Genomic DNA, 19,149 nt, shown 5'->3' on the forward strand with positions numbered 1-19,149 from the left:
CCACAGGAGGACATTTCCGACGGAGAATTATTCAGTAACCGTGCGACTCGCGGAATTTCTGGTAGTCGTGAAACTCGATCCACTCGACCACATCGTACGGCAGGTAAAGCTGCTGCCGGGCGCGGGAGATGGCGATGTACACGGCGCAGATCCGCTGGTCGAATTGGTAGGCGTCCTTGAACTGCACATTGGTCAGCAGTTCAGGCGTCAGCAGAACGCGGTCGAACTCCATGCCGCCCGCCTCCTGCGCCTGCATCAGCAGGCAGCTCTTGCCGGGGCCGCCGATCATCCGGTTGAGCCGGGTCAGGTCAGCGACCTTGAAGCCTTTCTCCAGCTCGGCCTCGACCCACAGAAACGCCTCGTCGAACTGATTGGCATCGCGCACCTGTTGCCACTTCGGCAAGTCGCTGAAATAGCGATGCGGGCCCTTCTCGCTGTGCGTGGAACTGTAGTAATCCACCTTGAACAACTCGATGGCGCTGGTCATGAAGTGCTCAAGGTCGCGCTGCGCCTGCATGTCGGTGAAGCAGAACAGGCAATTGGCATCGTGCAGTTGCATGGCCCACTTCATGGTGTCCCACGGGGACGCCGTCAGCACCACACAACCTTCCGGCGGGACAAAGCCCTGTGGGTAAAACTCGATGCCGACGTCCGCCTCACGCGCGCCTTCGAAAGGCACCTTGCTCTTTTCCGAGTGCCGGGAAATCAGCGGATTGACCAGACGCTCGACGTTGCGCCCCGAGCGCACCGAATAGGTGATATCGCTCTGGCGCACTTCACGCTTTCTTTTCACCAGATCGCGCTCGGCATGCTGATACTCATCGCCCAGCGTGATCAGCACCTGCCGGCCGCGCTCGATAATCTGCAGCAGCGAAGCAGGAATGTCCTGGCTCTCGTCGATCAGCACGTGGGTGTAGCGCGGTGGCACCACGCAGCCCGCAAGGCTTGCCCGTTTGATCAGCAACAAGGCTTCAAAGCCGCTCTGCCGGCCCCACGCCGGGTTGGCCTCGAGGTAAGTCCACACGCGGCTCGAATATTCCAGCAGCACCTTGGACTCAAGGCTGGACAAGGACAGTTTGAAATACGGCAGATGATGCGCCGACAGGCTGTAGTCCCGGGAGTGGCAATAGCGCTCGAGGGTTTCCAGGCAGACGTTGAGGGTTCTTTGCGCGTCATGCTCGCGAAAGCCGAGGATGTTCAGCTCCTGCGCCAGACTCTGTTTGCTCGCGACTCGGCCGGCGGCGCTTGCCGGCTGTGGCTTGCGCCCATAAATCAGCCCGCGCGCGAACGCCTCAAAGGTGATGCCGGGCTTGCGCTCACTGCCTACGCCCATGCGCTGGCACAGGGTCGCGAGTTTTTCCGGGGTGCGTGCCAGCAGCAGGGTTTTCTCTGGGCGCAGGCACTCGGTCAACGCGCCGACCAGATGGCTCTTGCCGATCCCGGCGTAGCCTTGAACGTGCAGGTCTTCATCGAGGTTGGCGCGGAAGGTTCTGACCAGTTTGTCTTGCGCAGCGCTGAGCCAGCGCTCGCGGTGCGCCGGGCTGATCATCTGCTGACTGAACGGATTGTTGACCGCGTGGTGGCGCGTCTTGAACTCGTCATCCCACTTGCCATCGGGCAGCAGATAATCCTGCGCCGACACCTCTTCGGCCAACAGCAAACGCAGGTTCAATCCCCTGATGGCGTTCAGGCCGAAGTACAACTGGCGCGGATCGAACAGCCGCTGCGCCTCGGACAGCAGCCCTGCCCCGCCATCGACCGCCCAGGCGATCAGCCGCGCCAGCACCTTCTCCGCCGCCGTGGCGGTGAGATCCTTTTCGGCGGCCTGGGCCAGATTCTGGATGACCAGCACGGCGGCCAATTGCGCATCCGTCAACTCGCCGAGGATTTTCGCGCCCTCGGGCTGCAACAGGCTCGCGCAGGTCTCGTCCGTCACAGGCAAGTACACGGCGGTGGATAAATCGTGATGTTCCGGGTGCATACAACCTCGTAGCCAGGGCGCGAACTTGTCAACGACGCGCGCAGCAAGACGGTGGAGTATGCCACTGTTCAGCCTTGGTGACTGAACAGGCATCGGGGGGCAGCCTTCGCGAGCAGGCTCGCTCCCACAGGGGCTGGCGTGACAGCTCGAATCGCAGGCATAAAAAAACCGCAGTGGGCGAAACCCATGCAGTTCTGTTGAAGCCTTGGTTGTTCGTTAAGGTGGTAACCCCACCAGCCACACCCCGGCACACAATGTTCCCGCTGTGGCTGCTGCCTTCCGGCTCTGACCAGGTTCACGGGTAATCGTTGCGGGGGGACCGATGGGGTCACCATAACGACACTCACCTGTCGGCGAGCCGCGCCATTGTACCTATCTGAAGCGAAGTTACAACCGTTGGTTTCAGATAAAAAACATGAAGGGCTTCAAGCACTTGCTATTGCGCCTGCAACACCTCGTCCGCCTTGCCGCCCGCCTGCTGGATCACCAGATGGATGAAGTGCAACTTGGCAATCGCCGCCGCCGGCAGCACGAACGGGTAGAAATCCGGCTGACCCATGCTGCGTGACAGCTCGTTGAGCATGCCCGCCAGTTCGATCCAGGCGTTGACGAACGACAGGAACGCCGCGCCGCCGGGGTGCTCCGGGTCGTACAGCGTGCTGGGCGGGAACGGCTGGTAGTCGAAATCCATTTCCCGCGCGCTCATGCCGAAACCCAGCGCGGTGTCCACCGCGTCCATCATGTGCAGGTAATGCGCCCAGGTTTCCGCCCAGTCTTCCCACGGGTGCATGGTCGCGTAGGCGCTGACGTAGTGATGCGGCCAGTCCAGCGGGGCACCTTGCTGATAATGACGGTCTAGTGCTTCGGCGTAACTGGCGCGCTCGTCGCCGAACAGCTGGCGGAACGACTCGAGCCACGGGCCGTTGGCGATCAAGCGGTCCCAGTAGTAATGCCCGACCTCATGCCGAAAATGCCCGAGCAACGTGCGATAGGGTTCATGCATTGCCGCCCGCACCTGCTCACGATGAGCGTCGTCGGCTTCTTTGATGTCGAGGGTGATCAGGCCGTTGGCGTGGCCGGTCATCGGCGCGTTGCCTTCGAGGTCGACGCCGATGAAGTCGAAAGCCAGACCGGTCGCTTCGTCCACGGTTTTCGGGATGACCGGCAGGCCGAGGGTGATCAGTTGCGCCACCAGTCGGCGCTTGGCGATTTCGACCTTGCGCCAGCGTTCGGGGTTTTCCGGCACCGAGAGATCGGGGATGGTGCGATTGAGGCTGCAGGCGATGCACAGGCTGTCGTGACCGTTATCCGGCAGCAGCCAGTTGCACGCGGCGGGCGTGTCGAGGTTGGCGCAGCGGCGAAACAGTCCGGCGCCGGGATCGGCATCGAGTGTCCAGCGACCGTCCTGCGGCCCCGGTTGCAGCGAGGTCAGGCGACTTTCTTCAGGCTGATAGCCCAGCATGGCGCTGCACGCCAGGCACTGACTGTTGCGAAAGAACAGCGACTGGCCGCAGCGGCACGGCCAGATTTTGCTGTTGCGTGAAGACTCGCCCATGAACGGCGCGACGATGCGAGAACTGAGCTGCTCGAAAAAGCGGTACATGGCGATCTCTCCCTGGGGCTTGCCAAGACTAGATCATCCTGAAGACAACAATGTTCCCGAATACAGCGCAGCTACTGAGTGACACTGCCGATGTGGCGAGGGAGCTTGCTCCCGCCGGGTTGCGAAGCAGCCCCGAAACCCTACCACTCAGTTGAATCAGACAAACCGTGTGCTCAGGTTTTACGACTGCTGCGCAGCCGGTCGGGGATAAATCCCCTCACTACAGGTTTGAGCCCTATCAGGCAGAAATACCGTGGGTTTTGAGGAACGCGATAAACGCCTCTTCATCCATCACCTTCACGCCCAGCTCATTGGCCTTGGTCAGCTTCGAGCCAGCCCCCGGCCCCGCCACCACGCAGTGGGTCTTGGCCGAGACCGAGCCGGCGACTTTGGCGCCGAGGCTCTCCAGGTGTTCTTTGGCTACGTCGCGGCTCATCAACTCGACCTTGCCAGTCAGCACCCAGGTCTCGCCGGACAGTGGCAGGCCTTCGACGACTTTCTTCTCGCTCAGCCAGTGCATACCGAAATCACGCAGCTGTTTTTCGGCAGACTCGGCGATTTGCCGATGCTCAGGCACAGCAAAAAACTCGCGAACAGAATTGGCCTGCTTCTCCGGCAACGCCTGACGCATGTCCAGCCAATCAGCATTCATTACCGCGTCCAGCGAGCCGAATTTGTCCGCCAGTTTCTGCGCACCGCCCGGGCCAACCGAAGGGATGTGCAGTTTGTCGAGCAAGCCGCCGAGCGTGGTGCTGGCGGCAAATTCGGCGCCGAGTTCACCCTGATCCTGAATCTGCAGGCCATGCCCGAGCAACTCGGTGATCACTTGCTGGTTATGCGCATCCTCAAAGAAGCTGTGAATCTCGTGCGCCACTTCCAGGCCGATGTCCGGCAGGTAGGTCAGCACTTGCGGCAACGCCTGCTGCACGCGCTCCAGCGACCCCAGCGAGCGTGCCAGAACCTTGGCCGTCTCCTCGCCGACATCGGGAATGCCGAGGGCGTAAATGAACCGCGCCAGACCCGGTTGCTTGCTGTCTTCGATGGCTGCCAGCAGCTTGTTGCTGGAGACTTCGGCGAAGCCTTCCAGATCGACAATGTCGTCGAACTTCAACGCATACAGATCGGCCGGCGAACTGACCAGACCTTCGTCGACCAGTTGCTCGACGCTCTTGTCGCCGAGGCCTTCGATGTCCATCGCCCGGCGCGAGACAAAGTGAATGATCGCCTGCTTCAGTTGCGCGCCACAGGCCAGACGGCCGACGCAGCGGTACACCGCACCTTCGCTGATGGTTTCCTTGCCCTTGCTGCGCTTGACCAGTTGCGTGCGCTCGACATGGGAGCCGCAGACCGGGCAGTTCTCCGGAATCGCTACAGGACGTGCATTCTCGGGACGGCGTTCGGTGACCACTTGCACCACCTGCGGGATCACGTCACCGGCGCGGCGGATGATCACCGTGTCGCCGATCATCAGGCCCAGGCGCGCCACTTCGTCCATGTTGTGCAGGGTGGCGTTGGCCACGGTGACACCTGCGACCTTAACCGGTTTCAGCCGTGCCACCGGAGTGACGGCGCCGGTACGGCCGACCTGGAATTCCACGTCGAGCAGTTCGGTGAGTTCTTCCATGGCCGGGAATTTGTGCGCGATCGCCCAACGCGGTTCGCGGGCACGGAAGCCCAGCTCACGCTGATCGGCGATGCTGTTGACCTTGAACACCACACCGTCGATTTCGTAGGCCAGCGCGTTACGCCGTTCGCCGATGTCACGGTAGTAATCCAGGCACTCGTCGATGCCTTTGGCCAGTTTCAGCTCGTGGCTGATCGGCATGCCCCACTTCTGCAATTGCTTGAGGTTGCCAATGTGGGTGTCGGAAATATCGTGGGAAACCTGACCGATGCCGTAGCAGCAGAACTCCAGCGGGCGGTTGGCGGTGATCTTCGAATCCAGCTGACGCAGGCTGCCGGCAGCGGCATTGCGCGGGTTGGCGAAGGTCTTGCCGCCGACTTCCAGTTGCGAGGCGTTGAGGCGCTCGAAACCGGCCTTGGACATGAACACTTCACCGCGCACTTCCAGGGTCGCCGGCCAACCCTCGCCATGCAGCTTCAACGGGATGTTGCGCACGGTGCGCACGTTGACGCTGATGTCTTCACCGGTGGTGCCATCGCCGCGGGTGGCGCCACGCACCAGCACGCCGTCCTGATACAGCAGGCTGACCGCCAGGCCATCGAGTTTCGGCTCGCAACTGTATTCCACCGCGGCGCCGCCACCGAACAGATCACCGGCCGGCAGATCCAGACCTTCGGTCACCCGGCGGTCGAACTCGCGCATGTCGGTTTCTTCGAAGGCGTTGCCGAGGCTGAGCATCGGCACTTCGTGACGCACCTGGGTGAACGCGGTCAGTGCCACGCTGCCGACACGCTGGGTAGGCGAGTCACTGGTGATCAGTTCCGGATTGGCCGCTTCCAGTGCCTTGAGCTCGTGGAACAACCGATCGTACTCGGCGTCCGGAATGCTCGGCTCGTCGAGGACGTGGTACCGGTAGTTGTGCTGATCAAGTTCAGCGCGCAGCTCTAGGATGCGGTTTTTGGCGGCGGTCATGGGTGTTCTCTCATAAAGCAAAAGAGCAGCCGAGGCTGCTCCAGTTTCATCATTCAAAGATCGCAGCCTCGTTGCACTCGACAGCTCCTACAGGGATCGCGTTCCTCTGTAGGAGCTGCCGAAGGCTGCGATCTTTTGATCTTGGCCTTAGCGCTTCTGGGTCAGGGCGCGGCGTTCGAATTCGACGATGCGCTGACGGTAGTGCTCGATGGTCTGCGCGGTCAGTACGCTGCGCTGGTCATCTTTCAGCTCGCCGTTCAGTTCCTGCGACAGCTTGCGCGCTGCCGCGACCATCACGTCGAAAGCCTGCTTCGGATGACGCGGGCCTGGCAGGCCGAGGAAGAAGCTTACCGCCGGGGTGCTGAAATGGTCGATATCGTCCAGATCGAAGATGCCCGGCTTGACCGCATTGGCCATGGAGAACAGCACTTCACCGTTGCCGGCCATGCTTTCGTGACGGTGGAAAATATCCATCTCGCCAAAACGCAGACCGCTTTCGAGAATATTCTGCAGCAGGGCCGGGCCTTTGAAGCCGGCGGCGTCGCGGCAGATCACGCTGATCACCAGCACTTCTTCGGCTTGCGGCTGATCCTTGTCGACCACCGCTGGCGACGGCTTGATGTCTTCGACGAAGTCATCATCACGGCTGCTGAAGCTCGGGCCGCCGTCCAGGTCCAGGTCGAGGTTCAGGTCGCCCTGGGCCGGACCGTTGCTGCCGCGCTTGCCACGTTTCGAACCGGATTCGCGAGGCTCGCGAGCTTCGCGGGCCGGCATGCTCACCGACGGCAGATCGTGTTCGTCCAGTTGCGGTTCTTTATGCGTATCCAGCACGCGGGCCGGGCCCAACAGCTCAGCGCTGGTGTCCTCGTCCGGCAGGTTGGACAGACTTCGGTCAAGACGGAATTTCAGTTTTCCCTTGCCGCCGCGCATACGGCGCCAGCCATCGAAAAGAATACCGGCTATCACAATGATGCCGATGACGATCAGCCACTCGCGCAGACCGATTTCCATGTAATCCCGTGCCTCTATAAAAAATGCTGAAAAATAAGGGGTTTACATTTTGCAAACCGCTTTAAAACGTGGCGCCAACTCTATGTTCTGACAGGCGTTTTGCCCACGTATACGAAAAATTGACATTAAACTAGCACGACCAAAGACAACTTTACACCGTCTGTCACATTGGCTTGCGCGAATATGTCGATTGGCCAGCAAGTCGAAGTCGGTAAAAAAGTCCTACAGAACATCAATACCCTTCCGACACCACGCTGACTCAGGCGTCCACCATCGCCATCGCCTCCTCGACATCCACTGCAACCAGTCGCGAACAACCCGGCTCGTGCATCGTCACGCCCATCAGTTGATCGGCCATTTCCATGGCGATCTTGTTGTGGGTGATATAGATGAACTGCACGGTCTGCGACATCTCTTTAACCAATCGTGCGTAGCGTCCAACGTTAGCGTCATCCAGTGGCGCGTCAACTTCATCGAGCATGCAGAACGGCGCCGGATTCAATTTGAAGATCGCAAAAACCAGTGCCAGCGCGGTCAGGGCTTTTTCCCCGCCGGAGAGCAAATGGATGGTGCTGTTCTTCTTCCCTGGCGGCTGCGCCATGATCGTTACCCCTGTATCGAGTAGATCTTCGCCCGTCAGTTCCAAATACGCGCGCCCGCCACCGAAAACTTTCGGGAAAAGTGCCTGTAAACCGCCATTGATCTGATCAAAGGTATCTTTGAAGCGATTACGGGTTTCCTTGTCGATCTTGCGGATGACGTTTTCCAGGGTCTCCAGTGCTTCCACCAGATCGGCGTCCTGCGCATCCAGATAACGTTTACGTTCGGACTGTTGCGTGTATTCGTCGATGGCCGCGAGGTTGATCGCGCCCAGGCGTTGAATCCGCGCATTGATCCGTTCGAGTTCTTCTTCGGCGGCGCGTTCACTGGCCTCGGGCGTCAACGTCGCGAGCACGCCATTGAGATCGTAGCCGTCTTCGAGCAATTGATCCTGCAGCGCCTTGCGCCGCACGGTCAGCGCTTGCCATTCCATGCGTTGCTGTTCGAGCTGGCCACGGATCATTTGCGATTGCTGCTCGGCCTGGGTTCGGCGCTTTTCCGCTTCGCGCAGTTCGCGGTCGGCGTCTTCCAGCGCGATCTGCGCGGTCTTCAGTTCTTCGTCGACGGTCATGCGTTTGTCGAGCAGTTCTTCGAGTTTCAGGCGCAGCTCTTCCAGCGGTGCCTCGCCCTCCTCCAGATTCAGGCTCAACTGCTCACGCTTTTCGGTCAGACGCTCGGCCTGCATTTCCAGCCGCTCCAGCGCCTGCCGCGTGGAGTCATGTTGCGCGCGCAACGAACCGAGGCGCACCGCCAGTTGGTGGGCGTGATCCTTGTGTTGCCGGGCTTCCTGACGCACGCGGTCGAGGCGTTCGCGCAGGCTGTCGCGCTGGGCCAGCAGCAACTCGCGCTGCTCGGTGTCCAGCGCCATGGCGTCGAGCGCTTCCTGCAATTGCATGCGCGCTTCGCCGACTTGTTCGTGTTCCAGCTCGCGTTGCTCGCCGAGTTCGATCAGTTCCTCATCAAGCCGCGTGCGGCGCAGCATCAGTTGTTCGGCCTTGGCTTTACCGGCGGACAACTGGGCTTTCAATTCACCTTGGGAACGCGCTTCGTCCTGCAGCAAGCGGCGCAAATGTTCGCGACCGTTTTCCTGCTGCCGCTGTTGCGCACGCAGGGTCTGCAACCGGGTTTCCATGGCTTCGACCGTGGCTTCGCGCTCTTCGCGCTCGGCCTGCAGCGTCTCGATTTCCTGGCCACGGGCGAGCATGCCGCTTTCAGCTTCACTGGCGCGACGCACACGCAGAAAGTGCCGACCGACCCAGTAACCGTCGCGACTGATCAGACTTTGCCCGGCACTCAACTGGCCGCGCAGAGCCAACGCCTGTTCGAGGCTGTCGACCGGTTTGACCTGGCCGAGCCACGGCGACAGATCGATCTGCGCCTCGACCTTGTCCAGCAAACTGCCCGCCACTCGCACACCATCACTGGCGGGACTGAGCAGGCGCAGATCACCTTGGGTGAACGCGGACAGATCGAAGCCGTTGAAGTCGTCCACCAGCACCGCTTGCAGATCGGCGCCGAGCACGGTTTCCACTGCCAGCTCCCAACCGGCCTCGACCTTCAGCCCTTCGGCCAGACGCGGGCGCTCGGCGAGATTCTGTTCGCGCAGCCATTCGGCAGTGCCGGTGCCCGGATCGAGCGCGGCTTGCTGCAAGGCTTCCAGCGAGGCCAGTCGCCCGTTGAGACGCTGCAAATCGCCCTGCGCCTGTTGCTGCGCGGTCAGTGCCTGCTGCAGTTCCTGACGCAGCTGTTCCAGCTTTTCGACCTGCGCTTCTTCGCTGGTCTGCAAATCTTCGAGGGTCGCTTCGGATTCGGCGAGCTGCTCGTTGAGCGCCATGATCGCCGCGTCTTCCGGGTCGGCGGAAAGCAAATCGCGCTCTTCAGCAAGACGCTTTTGCCGATCGGCCAGACGCTCCATGCTGGTTTCCAGCTGCTGGATCCGCGACTGCTGCACTTCGGCCTGGCGCCGTGGTTCGGCGGCGGTCAGGTTGAAGGTGTCCCACTGCTCCTGCCAGCCGTGCATGGTCAGCTCGGCTTCTTCCAGCGCAGCAGCAGCTTCTTCGGCGGCGGCGCTGGTGACTTCCTGCTCGGGGGTGAGCATGTCCAGCTCTTCGCCGAGGGTCAGCAGCAGCGTGCGGTCGTGGCCCAGGTGCGATTCGGTTTCCAGACGCGCGCGCTCGGCTTCCTTCAGATCGTCCTGCAACTGGCGCAAGCGCTGCTGGCCGTGCTGGATGCTCTGCTCGACCCGGGCGATATCGCCACCGACCGAATAGAAGCGCCCCTGCACCAGATTGAAGCGCTCGGACAGTTCATGGTGCCCGTCGCGCAGGCGCTCGATGGCGGCATCGGCATTGCGCTGCTCGGCGACCAGCGCTTCGAAACTGACTTCCTGCGTGCCGATGATCGACTCGCGCTGGCCGACCTGATCGTTCAGATCCTGCCAGCGCAGGGCCGACAGTTGCGCCTTGAGCTGACGCTCTTCGCTCTTGTATTCCTGATACTTCCTGGCGGATTCGGCCTGACGGTGCAGGCGTTCGAGCTGGCGTTCGAGCTCTTCGCGCAGGTCGGTCAGACGCGCCAGGTTTTCGTGGGTGCGGCGGATGCGGTTTTCGGTCTCGCGCCGGCGCTCCTTGTACTTGGAGATGCCCGCCGCTTCTTCGATGAAGTTGCGTAAGTCTTCAGGCTTGGACTCGATCAGCTTGGAGATCATCCCTTGCTCGATGATCGAGTAGCTGCGCGGGCCCAGACCGGTGCCGAGAAAGATATCGGTAATGTCGCGACGACGGCATTTGGTGCCGTTGAGGTAATAAGTCGTCTGGCTGTCGCGGGTCACCTTACGACGGATGGAAATCTCCGCGTAAGCCGCGTATTCGCCCAACAGCGTGCCGGCGGAGTTGTCGAACACCAGCTCGATGCTTGCCTGGCTCACCGGTTTGCGACTGGTCGAGCCGTTGAAGATGACGTCGGTCATCGACTCGCCACGCAGGTTCTTCGCCGAACTTTCGCCCATCACCCAGCGTACGGCGTCGATGATGTTCGACTTGCCGCAACCGTTCGGCCCGACGACCGCCGCCATGTTACTGGGGAAGTTCACCGTGGTCGGATCGACGAAGGACTTGAACCCCGCCAGTTTGATGCACTTTAGCCGCACGCTCAGGCAACCGTCAGGGCGGAAACCACCAGATCGCAGCTGCGCTGGGCGTAAGCCGTCAGCACGATGCGGATCTGCGGCAAGTCACGGGCGAGCACAGCGGCCAGCAGGCGTTCGAACAGTTCGAGGAACTCGCTCATTTCGGCCTTGCGCTGTTCGAGGGCGAGGAAGTACGCACGGCTCATGGCCGGCTGCAGGTTCTCGACGGTCTCTTGCAGGTACGGGTTGTTGGCAAACGGGTACGCAGCGCGCATCACGGCGAAGCTGTCGTCGACGAAGGTGCGGATGTCCTGACGCTCGTAGCTGGCGCCCAGGCGCTGCTGGATCTGCACGAACGGCGCCATGTCGGCCTGGGTCTGCCAGCCATTGGCGACCGCATTGCCGAGCAGGATGTACAGCTCGCTCATCAGCGTGCACAGGCTCTGCACCTTGTGTGCGGTGAGTTCGGTGACATGGGCGCCACGTCGCGGCAGGATCGCGATCAGGTGGCGGCGTTCGAGGATCAGCAGGGCTTCGCGGACCGATCCGCGGCTGACATTGAGGGCCAGCGTGACCTTCTGTTCCTGAATGCGCTCTCCCGGCTTCATTTCGCCGCGAATGATGCGCTCGGCGAGGTGGTGAGCAATTTGCTCGGCGAGGCTGTCCGGCGCCTTGAACGTCATGGTTGTCCTTCAAACTCTTCGATCTGCACAAGCGGCGCAGTGTAGCGCAAATGCAAGTACATGGCGGAGTGCCCGCACGGCGCTTTTTGGCACGATTCAAGCAAAAAAGCAGTGGATCCGCTCAGGGTCAATACTCAATAGAGCACGCGTTAATCGACAAAACCGTTTTTCCTGACCTTTAAGTCAGAAAACCATTGACCGAAAAGTCAGACCTGCTAAATTCGGTTGAAGTCGGTTAACAACAATAATGAGTCTGCGAGGCCTTCCGTGATCCAGTTTTTACTTAACCAGGAACTCCGTAGCGAGCACGCCCTGGACCCGAATCTGACCGTGCTCAATTACCTGCGCGAACACGTGGGCAAATCCGGCACCAAAGAAGGCTGCGCCAGCGGCGATTGTGGCGCCTGCACCGTGGTGGTCGGCGAGTTGCAAACGGATGACGACGGCCGCGAACACATTCGCTATCGCAGCCTCAACTCGTGCCTGACCTTTGTTTCGTCGCTGCACGGCAAACAACTGATCAGCGTCGAAGACCTCAAGCACCAGGGCGAATTGCACAGCGTGCAGAAAGCCATGGTCGAGTGCCACGGCTCGCAGTGCGGCTTCTGCACCCCCGGTTTCGTCATGTCGCTGTTTGCCCTGCAAAAGAACAGCGATGCACCGGATCAGGCCAAGGCGCACGAAGCGCTGGCCGGCAACCTCTGCCGCTGCACCGGCTACCGGCCGATCCTCGCCGCCGCCGAGCAATCCTGCTGTGGCAAGCAACCGGACCAGTTCGATGCCCGCGAAGCCGAGACCATCGCCCGCCTCAAAGCCATCGCCCCGACCGATATCGGTGAACTCAACAGTGGCGACAAGCGTTGCCTGGTGCCGCTGACCGTCGCCGATCTGGCCGACCTCTACGACGCTTACCCACAAGCCCGGCTGCTGGCCGGCGGCACCGATCTGGCACTGGAAGTCACTCAGTTCCACCGCACCTTGCCGGTGATGATCTACGTCGGCAACGTCGCCGAAATGAAGCGCATCGAAACCTTTGAAGACCGTATCGAAATCGGCGCCGCCACCGCCCTCTCCGACTGCTACGAAGCACTGACGGCTGAATACCCGGACTTCGGCGAACTGCTGCACCGTTTCGCCTCACTGCAGATCCGCAACCAGGGCACCCTCGGCGGCAACATCGGCAACGCCTCGCCAATCGGTGACTCGCCACCGCTGCTAATCGCCCTCGGCGCGCAGGTGGTGCTGTGCAAAGGTGAAACCCGGCGCACGCTGAACCTGGAAGATTACTTCATCGACTACAAGGTCACCGCCCGCCAGGAAAGCGAATTCATCGAGAAGATCATCGTCCCGCGTGCCACCGCCGAACAGCGCTTCCGCGCCTACAAAGTCTCCAAGCGTCTGGACGATGACATCTCCGCCGTCTGCGCCGCGTTCAACCTGCGTGTGGAAAACGGTGTGATCACCGACGCGCGCATGGCATTCGGCGGCATGGCCGCGATCCCGAAACGCGCCGCCCATTGCGAAGCCGTGCTGCTCGGTCAGCCGTTCAACAACGCCGTGGTCGAACGCGCCTGCGCAGCATTGGCCGAAGACTTCACGCCGCTCTCGGACTTCCGCGCCAGCAAGGAATACCGCCTGCTCAGCGCACAGAACCTGCTGCGCAAATACTTCATCGAACTGCAAACACCGCACATCGAGACTCGGGTGACCGCTTATGTCTAACCATCACGCCGTAGAGAAGACCCAAGCCGAATTGGCGGAACTGTTTGCCAAGGACCTGACCACCGGTGTCGGCCGCAGCGTCAAGCACGACAGCGCCGCCAAGCATGTGTCCGGTGAAGCGCAGTACATCGATGATCGTCTGGAATTTCCCAATCAGCTGCACGTTTACGCACGGCTGTCGGACCGCGCCCACGCGAAAATCATCAGCATCGACACCAAGCCCTGCTACGCCTTCGAAGGCGTGCGCATTGCGATCACCCATGAAGACGTGCCGGGCCTGAAAGACATCGGCCCGCTGCTGCCGGGCGATCCGCTGCTGGCGATTGACGACGTGCAATTCGTCGGTCAGCCAGTGCTGGCCGTGGCCGCGAAAGACCTGGAAACCGCGCGCAAAGCGGCGATGGCGGCGATCATCGAGTACGAGGATCTCGAACCGGTGCTGGACGTGGTCGAAGCCTTGCGCAAACGCCACTTCGTGCTCGACAGCCACACCCATCAGCGCGGCGATTCGGCTTCGGCATTGGCCACCGCCGAACATCGCATTCAAGGCACGCTGCACATCGGCGGTCAGGAACACTTTTATCTGGAGACGCAGATCTCCTCGGTAATGCCCACCGAAGACGGCGGCATGATCGTCTACTGCTCGACGCAGAACCCCACCGAAGTGCAGAAACTGGTGGCCGAAGTGCTTGACGTGTCGATGAATAAGATCGTCGTCGACATGCGCCGCATGGGCGGTGGTTTCGGCGGCAAGGAAACCCAGGCCGCCAGCCCGGCGTGCCTGTGCGCGGTCATCGCGCACCTCACCGGTCAGCCGACCAAGATGCGTCTGCCACGGGTCGAAGACATGCTGATGACCGGCAAGCGCCACCCGTTCTATGTCGAGTACGACGTCGGTTTCGACAGCTCCGGGCGCCTGCACGGCATCGCCATGGACCTGGCCGGCAACTGCGGCTGTTCGCCAGACCTGTCGGCGTCGATCGTTGACCGGGCGATGTTCCACTCGGACAACTCGTACTACCTCGGTGACGCGACCATCAACGGTCACCGCTGCAAGACCAACACCGCGTCGAACACCGCTTACCGTGGTTTCGGCGGCCCGCAGGGCATGGTTGCGATCGAAGAAGTGATGGACGCGATTGCCCGTCACCTCAACCTCGATCCGCTGGCGGTGCGCAAGGCCAACTACTACGGCAAGACCGAGCGCAACGTCACCCACTACTACCAGACCGTCGAGCACAACATGCTCGAAGAGATGACCGCCGAACTGGAAGAAAGCAGCCAGTACGCCGAGCGCCGCGAAGCGATCCGCCGCTATAACGCTAACAGCCCGATCCTGAAAAAGGGCCTGGCGCTGACCCCGGTGAAATTCGGTATTTCCTTCACCGCCAGCTTCTTGAACCAGGCCGGCGCGCTGATCCACGTCTACACCGATGGCAGCATCCACTTGAACCACGGTGGCACGGAAATGGGCCAGGGCCTCAACACCAAGGTCGCACAGGTGGTGGCCGAAGTGTTCCAGGTGGAAATGGATCGGGTGCAGATCACCGCGACCAACACCGACAAAGTTCCGAATACCTCGCCGACTGCGGCTTCCAGCGGTGCCGACCTCAACGGCAAGGCTGCGCAGAACGCCGCCGAGATCATCAAGCAGCGTCTGGTGGAATTCGCTGCGCGGCACTACAAGGTCAGCGAAGAAGATGTGGAATTCCACAACGGCCATGTGCGCGTGCGTGACCACATCATGACCTTCGAAGCGTTGATCCAACTGGCGTATTTCAATCAGGTCTCGCTGTCGAGCACCGGCTTCTACAAGACCCCGAAAATCTACTACGACCGCAGCCAGGCCCGTGGTCGGCCGTTCTACTACTTCGCCTTCGGCGCGGCGTGCTGCGAAGTGATCGTCGACACCCTGACCGGCGAGTACAAGATGCTCCGTACCGACATCCTCCACGACGTCGGCGCCTCGCTGAACCCGGCGATCGACATCGGTCAGGTCGAGGGCGGCTTCGTCCAGGGCATGGGCTGGCTGACCATGGAAGAGCTGGTCTGGAACAACAAGGGCAAGCTGATGACCAACGGCCCGGCCAGCTACAAGATCCCGGCCGTGGCCGACATGCCGCTGGACCTGCGGGTGAAGCTGGTCGAGAACCGCAAGAACCCGGAAGACACGGTGTTCCATTCCAAGGCTGTGGGTGAGCCGCCGTTCATGCTCGGGATTGCCGCGTGGTGCGCGATCAAGGATGCGGTGGCGAGCCTCGGTGACTATAAGCATCAGCCAAAGATCGACGCGCCGGCGACCCCGGAGCGGGTGTTGTGGGGGTGTGAGCAGATGCGTCAGCTCAAGACTGTGAAAGCGGTCGAGGCTGAAACCGAATTGGCTCCGCTCTAGGGACCGAGGTGCGGCTATCGCGAGCAGGCTCGCTCCCACAGTAGATCTTCAGTGGGCACAGATTTTGTGGAAGACAGAGATCAAAAATGTGGGAGCGAGCTTGCTCGCGAATAGGCCCGAACAGACAACGATGTTGTAGGGGTGAACTATGTACAACTGGATCGACGCCCTCGCCGACCTGCAGAACCAGGGCGAACCCTGTGTTCTGGTGACGATCATCGAAGAACTCGGCTCGACCCCGCGCAACGCCGGTTCGAAAATGGTCGTCAGCGCCAGACAGACCTTCGACACCATCGGTGGCGGGCATCTGGAATACAAAGCCATGCAAATCGCCCGCGAGATGCTCGCCAGCGGCAAGCAGGACACCCATCTGGAGCGCTTCAGCCTCGGTGCCAGCCTTGGCCAGTGCTGCGGCGGCGCGACCGTGTTGCTGTTCGAACCGATGGGCCAGGTGCAGGCGCAAATCGCCGTATTCGGCGCCGGGCATGTCGGCCGGGCGTTGGTGCCGTTACTCGCCAGCCTGCCGTGCCGGGTACGCTGGATCGACTCGCGGGAAGAGGAATTCCCCGAACAGATCCCCCACGGCGTGCGTAAAATCGTCGCCGAAGAGCCTGTGGATGAAATCGATGACCTGCCCGTCGGCAGCTACTGCATCGTCATGACCCACAACCATCAGCTGGACCTGGAACTCACTGCCGCGATTCTCAAGCGCAACGACTTCGCCTACTTCGGCCTGATCGGCTCGAAGACCAAACGGGCCAAGTTCGAACATCGCCTGCGTGATCGCGGTTTCGACAGCGGCGTCGTGCAACGCATGCGCTGCCCGATGGGCATCGGCGAAGTCAAAGGCAAACTGCCTGTGGAAATCGCCATCTCCATCGCCGGCGAAATCATCGCCACCTATAACGCCAATTTCGGCCAGCACACCGCCAGCGCCGAACCGATTGCCAAACTGCTGCCGGTCTCCCGGCGCAGTCAGGCCGCCAAACTCAAAGCCTCAAACTGATTAGAGAACCCTCATGCCTCTGACTCGCAAAGCCTACCGCGCCGCCATCCTGCACAGCATCGCCGACCCCGCCGAAGTCGGGATCGAAGCCTCCTACGAATATTTCGAGGACGGCCTGCTGGTGGTCGATGGCGGCAAGATCAGCGCCCTCGGCCACGCCAGCGAACTGCTGCCGACCCTGCCGTCGGACATCGAGATCACCCACTATCAGGACGCGCTGATCACCCCGGGCTTCATCGACACCCACATCCACCTGCCGCAAACCGGCATGGTCGGCGCCTACGGCGAGCAACTGCTGGACTGGCTCAACACCTACACCTTCCCCTGCGAAAGCCAGTTCGGTGACAAAGCCCACGCCGATGAAGTCGCGGACATTTTCATCAAGGAACTGCTGCGCAACGGCACCACTACCGCACTGGTGTTCGGCAGCGTGCACCCGCAGTCGGTGAACTCGTTCTTCGAGGCCGCCGAGAAACTTGATCTGCGGATGATCGCCGGCAAGGTGATGATGGACCGCAACGCCCCGGACTACCTGACCGACACCGCCGAATCGAGCTACGTCGAGAGCAAGGCGCTGATCGAACGCTGGCACGGCAAGGGTCGCCTGCACTACGCGGTCACCCCGCGCTTCGCCCCGACCAGCACCCCGGAGCAACTGACTCTCGCCGGCCAACTGCTGACCGAATACCCGGATCTGTACATGCAGACCCACATCAGCGAAAACCTCAAGGAAATCGAGTGGGTCAAGGAACTGTTCCCGGAGCGCAAGGGTTACCTCGACGTTTACGACCACTACCAACTGCTCGGCGAACGCTCGGTGTTCGCTCACGGCGTACACCTGTGCGACGACGAATGTGCGCGACTGGCGGAAACCGGCTCGGCAATCTCGTTCTGCCCGACCTCGAACTTCTTCCTCGGCAGTGGTTTGTTCAATCTGCCGATGGCCGAGAAGCACAAGCTCAACGTCGGCCTCGGCACTGATGTCGGTGGCGGCACCAGTTTCTCGCTGCTGCAAACGCTGAACGAAGCCTACAAAGTCATGCAGCTGCAGGGTGCGCGGCTGAGTCCGTTCAAGTCGCTGTACCTGGCGACCCTGGGCGGTGCGCGGGCACTGCGCCTGGAAGACAAGATCGGCAACCTGCAGCCGGGTTCTGATGCGGACTTCCTGGTGCTGGATTACAACGCCACGCCACTGCTCAGCTATCGCCTGAAACAAGCCAACAACATTGCTGAAACGTTGTTTGTGCTGATGACACTGGGCGATGACCGCACGGTGCAGCAGACTTATGCGGCAGGGGCTTTGGTGCATCAGCGCTGAGTTTTCCCGAGGCATAAAAAATCCCCCGGCGGTGTTAGCCCCGGGGGATTTTTGTTGCCTGTCAGACCGTATTCGCGAGCAAGCCCGCTCCCACAGGGGATCTCAGTCGATGCCAAATTTTATATTCACTGAAGATCCAATGTGGGAGCGGGCTTGCCCGCGAAGGCCGCGACTCGGTATCAGTCAGAGTTTCGCCGCAGGGCGCCCAGGCTTCTTGGTCTGCAACAAATGCGAGAACACCGCATGCAAATCATCCGACGCACTTTCCTCATCGAGGTTGAGCTTGCTGTCGATGTGATCCATGTGATGCATCATCAGGTCCACCGCCAGCTCACCGTTGCGCGCTTCGATGGCGTCGATCAACTGGGTGTGCTCGTCGTAGGAGCAATGCGAGCGATTGCCGCTTTCATACTGGGCGATGATCAGCGAGGTCTGCGAGACCAGGCTGCGCTGGAAGCTGATCAGTGGCGCGTTTTTCGCCGCTTCGGCCAGTTTCAGGTGGAATTCGCCCGACAGACGAATACCGGCGCCGCGATCGCCACGGGAGAAACTGTCGCGTTCGTCGTTGACCATCTGGCGCAATTCGGCGATCTGCTCGGCAGTGGCGTGCTGCACGGCCAGTTCGGTAATCGCGCGCTCCACCAGACGGCGGGCCATGAACACCTGACGCGCTTCTTCAACGCTCGGGCTGGCGACGACCGCGCCACGGTTCGGCCGCAACAGCACCACGCCTTCATGAGCCAGACGCGACAGCGCGCGGCGAATGATGGTGCGGCTGACCCCGAAGATTTCCCCCAGCGCTTCTTCGCTCAATTTTGTGCCGGGCGCCAGACGCTGTTCGAGGATGGCCTCGAAGATATGCGCGTAGACAATATCGTCCTGGGTTCCGCTGCGGCCGGCTTTGCCTGCTCGCGGTTGTTTCTTGAGGGGTTGCAACTGTTCGTTCATGGGCACTCGAGTCGGGAGAACTGCGGCGAATAGACCGTGACTGTAATACGGCACAGTAGGTCGCTGGCAAGTATCGCGTAAAAAACAGCGCGATTGTACACAATGGATGGTGGCAACACGACTGTATGGCTGTTTGTGTCCACGGCTGTATTGCAACGATCC

General features: G+C 61.1%; 11 protein-coding genes and 1 other RNA gene. 4 read left to right on the forward strand and 8 right to left on the reverse strand.

Features of this window, described 5'->3' with window-relative positions:
* Nucleotides 1-31: 31 nt before the first annotated feature.
* The 7 genes from NTD85_RS20900 to NTD85_RS20930 form a co-directional block, all read right to left on the reverse strand.
* Entirely contained in the window at nucleotides 32-1,981 is a 1,950-nt protein-coding gene (locus NTD85_RS20900; protein WP_262143105.1) for a hypothetical protein, read from the reverse strand.
* A 228-nt stretch (nucleotides 1,982-2,209) separates the two neighbouring features.
* Nucleotides 2,210-2,306: signal recognition particle sRNA small type (gene ffs, locus NTD85_RS20905), an RNA gene on the reverse strand.
* A gap of 111 nt (nucleotides 2,307-2,417) precedes the next feature.
* Nucleotides 2,418-3,584 carry a putative zinc-binding metallopeptidase gene (locus tag NTD85_RS20910; protein WP_262143106.1) on the reverse strand — a complete coding sequence of 389 codons (1,167 nt, stop codon included), beginning with the start codon at nucleotides 3,582-3,584 and terminating at the stop codon, nucleotides 2,418-2,420.
* Between the two features lie 238 nt (nucleotides 3,585-3,822).
* Nucleotides 3,823-6,180, reverse strand: coding sequence for an NAD-dependent DNA ligase LigA (ligA, locus tag NTD85_RS20915; protein WP_262143107.1), 2,358 nt, complete (start codon nucleotides 6,178-6,180; stop codon nucleotides 3,823-3,825).
* A 147-nt stretch (nucleotides 6,181-6,327) separates the two neighbouring features.
* The gene (gene zipA, locus NTD85_RS20920) at nucleotides 6,328-7,191 is read right to left on the reverse strand and encodes a cell division protein ZipA (RefSeq protein ID WP_103484605.1); all 864 of its coding nucleotides are present in this window, start codon (nucleotides 7,189-7,191) and stop codon (nucleotides 6,328-6,330) included.
* Between the two features lie 259 nt (nucleotides 7,192-7,450).
* The gene (gene smc, locus NTD85_RS20925; RefSeq protein ID WP_003223321.1) at nucleotides 7,451-10,939 is read right to left on the reverse strand and encodes a chromosome segregation protein SMC; all 3,489 of its coding nucleotides are present in this window, start codon (nucleotides 10,937-10,939) and stop codon (nucleotides 7,451-7,453) included.
* A gap of 2 nt (nucleotides 10,940-10,941) precedes the next feature.
* A complete protein-coding gene (locus tag NTD85_RS20930; RefSeq protein ID WP_045122360.1) occupies nucleotides 10,942-11,601 on the reverse strand; it encodes a GntR family transcriptional regulator in 660 nt (219 codons plus the stop codon).
* 267 nt (nucleotides 11,602-11,868) lie between these two features.
* Between NTD85_RS20930 and xdhA the strand changes: the two genes are divergently transcribed.
* The 4 genes from xdhA to guaD all read left to right on the forward strand — a co-directional run bounded on the left by xdhA (nucleotide 11,869) and on the right by guaD (nucleotide 18,039).
* Nucleotides 11,869-13,323: a xanthine dehydrogenase small subunit gene (gene xdhA, locus NTD85_RS20935; RefSeq protein ID WP_262143108.1), complete on the forward strand. Its 1,455-nt coding sequence runs from the start codon at nucleotides 11,869-11,871 to the stop codon at nucleotides 13,321-13,323.
* Nucleotides 13,316-15,715: a xanthine dehydrogenase molybdopterin binding subunit gene (xdhB, locus tag NTD85_RS20940; RefSeq protein ID WP_262143109.1), complete on the forward strand. Its 2,400-nt coding sequence runs from the start codon at nucleotides 13,316-13,318 to the stop codon at nucleotides 15,713-15,715. Before xdhA ends, xdhB begins: the two co-directional genes overlap by 8 nt.
* A 148-nt stretch (nucleotides 15,716-15,863) precedes the next feature.
* On the forward strand, nucleotides 15,864-16,721 hold the full coding sequence (gene xdhC, locus NTD85_RS20945) for a xanthine dehydrogenase accessory protein XdhC (protein ID WP_003223314.1): 858 nt from the start codon (nucleotides 15,864-15,866) through the stop codon (nucleotides 16,719-16,721).
* Nucleotides 16,722-16,734: 13 nt separating this feature from the next.
* Nucleotides 16,735-18,039 carry a guanine deaminase gene (gene guaD / locus NTD85_RS20950; RefSeq protein ID WP_262143110.1) on the forward strand — a complete coding sequence of 435 codons (1,305 nt, stop codon included), beginning with the start codon at nucleotides 16,735-16,737 and terminating at the stop codon, nucleotides 18,037-18,039.
* Nucleotides 18,040-18,222: 183 nt separating this feature from the next.
* On the opposite strand, the gene NTD85_RS20955 is transcribed toward guaD, so the two are convergent.
* Nucleotides 18,223-18,987 (reverse strand): GntR family transcriptional regulator, encoded by a 765-nt coding sequence (locus tag NTD85_RS20955; RefSeq protein WP_007961054.1) that lies wholly within the window; start codon nucleotides 18,985-18,987, stop codon nucleotides 18,223-18,225.
* Nucleotides 18,988-19,149 lie beyond the last annotated feature (162 nt).

The organism is Pseudomonas sp. 13B_3.2_Bac1, assembly GCF_025466205.1.
Lineage (GTDB): Bacteria > Pseudomonadota > Gammaproteobacteria > Pseudomonadales > Pseudomonadaceae > Aquipseudomonas > Aquipseudomonas fluorescens_H.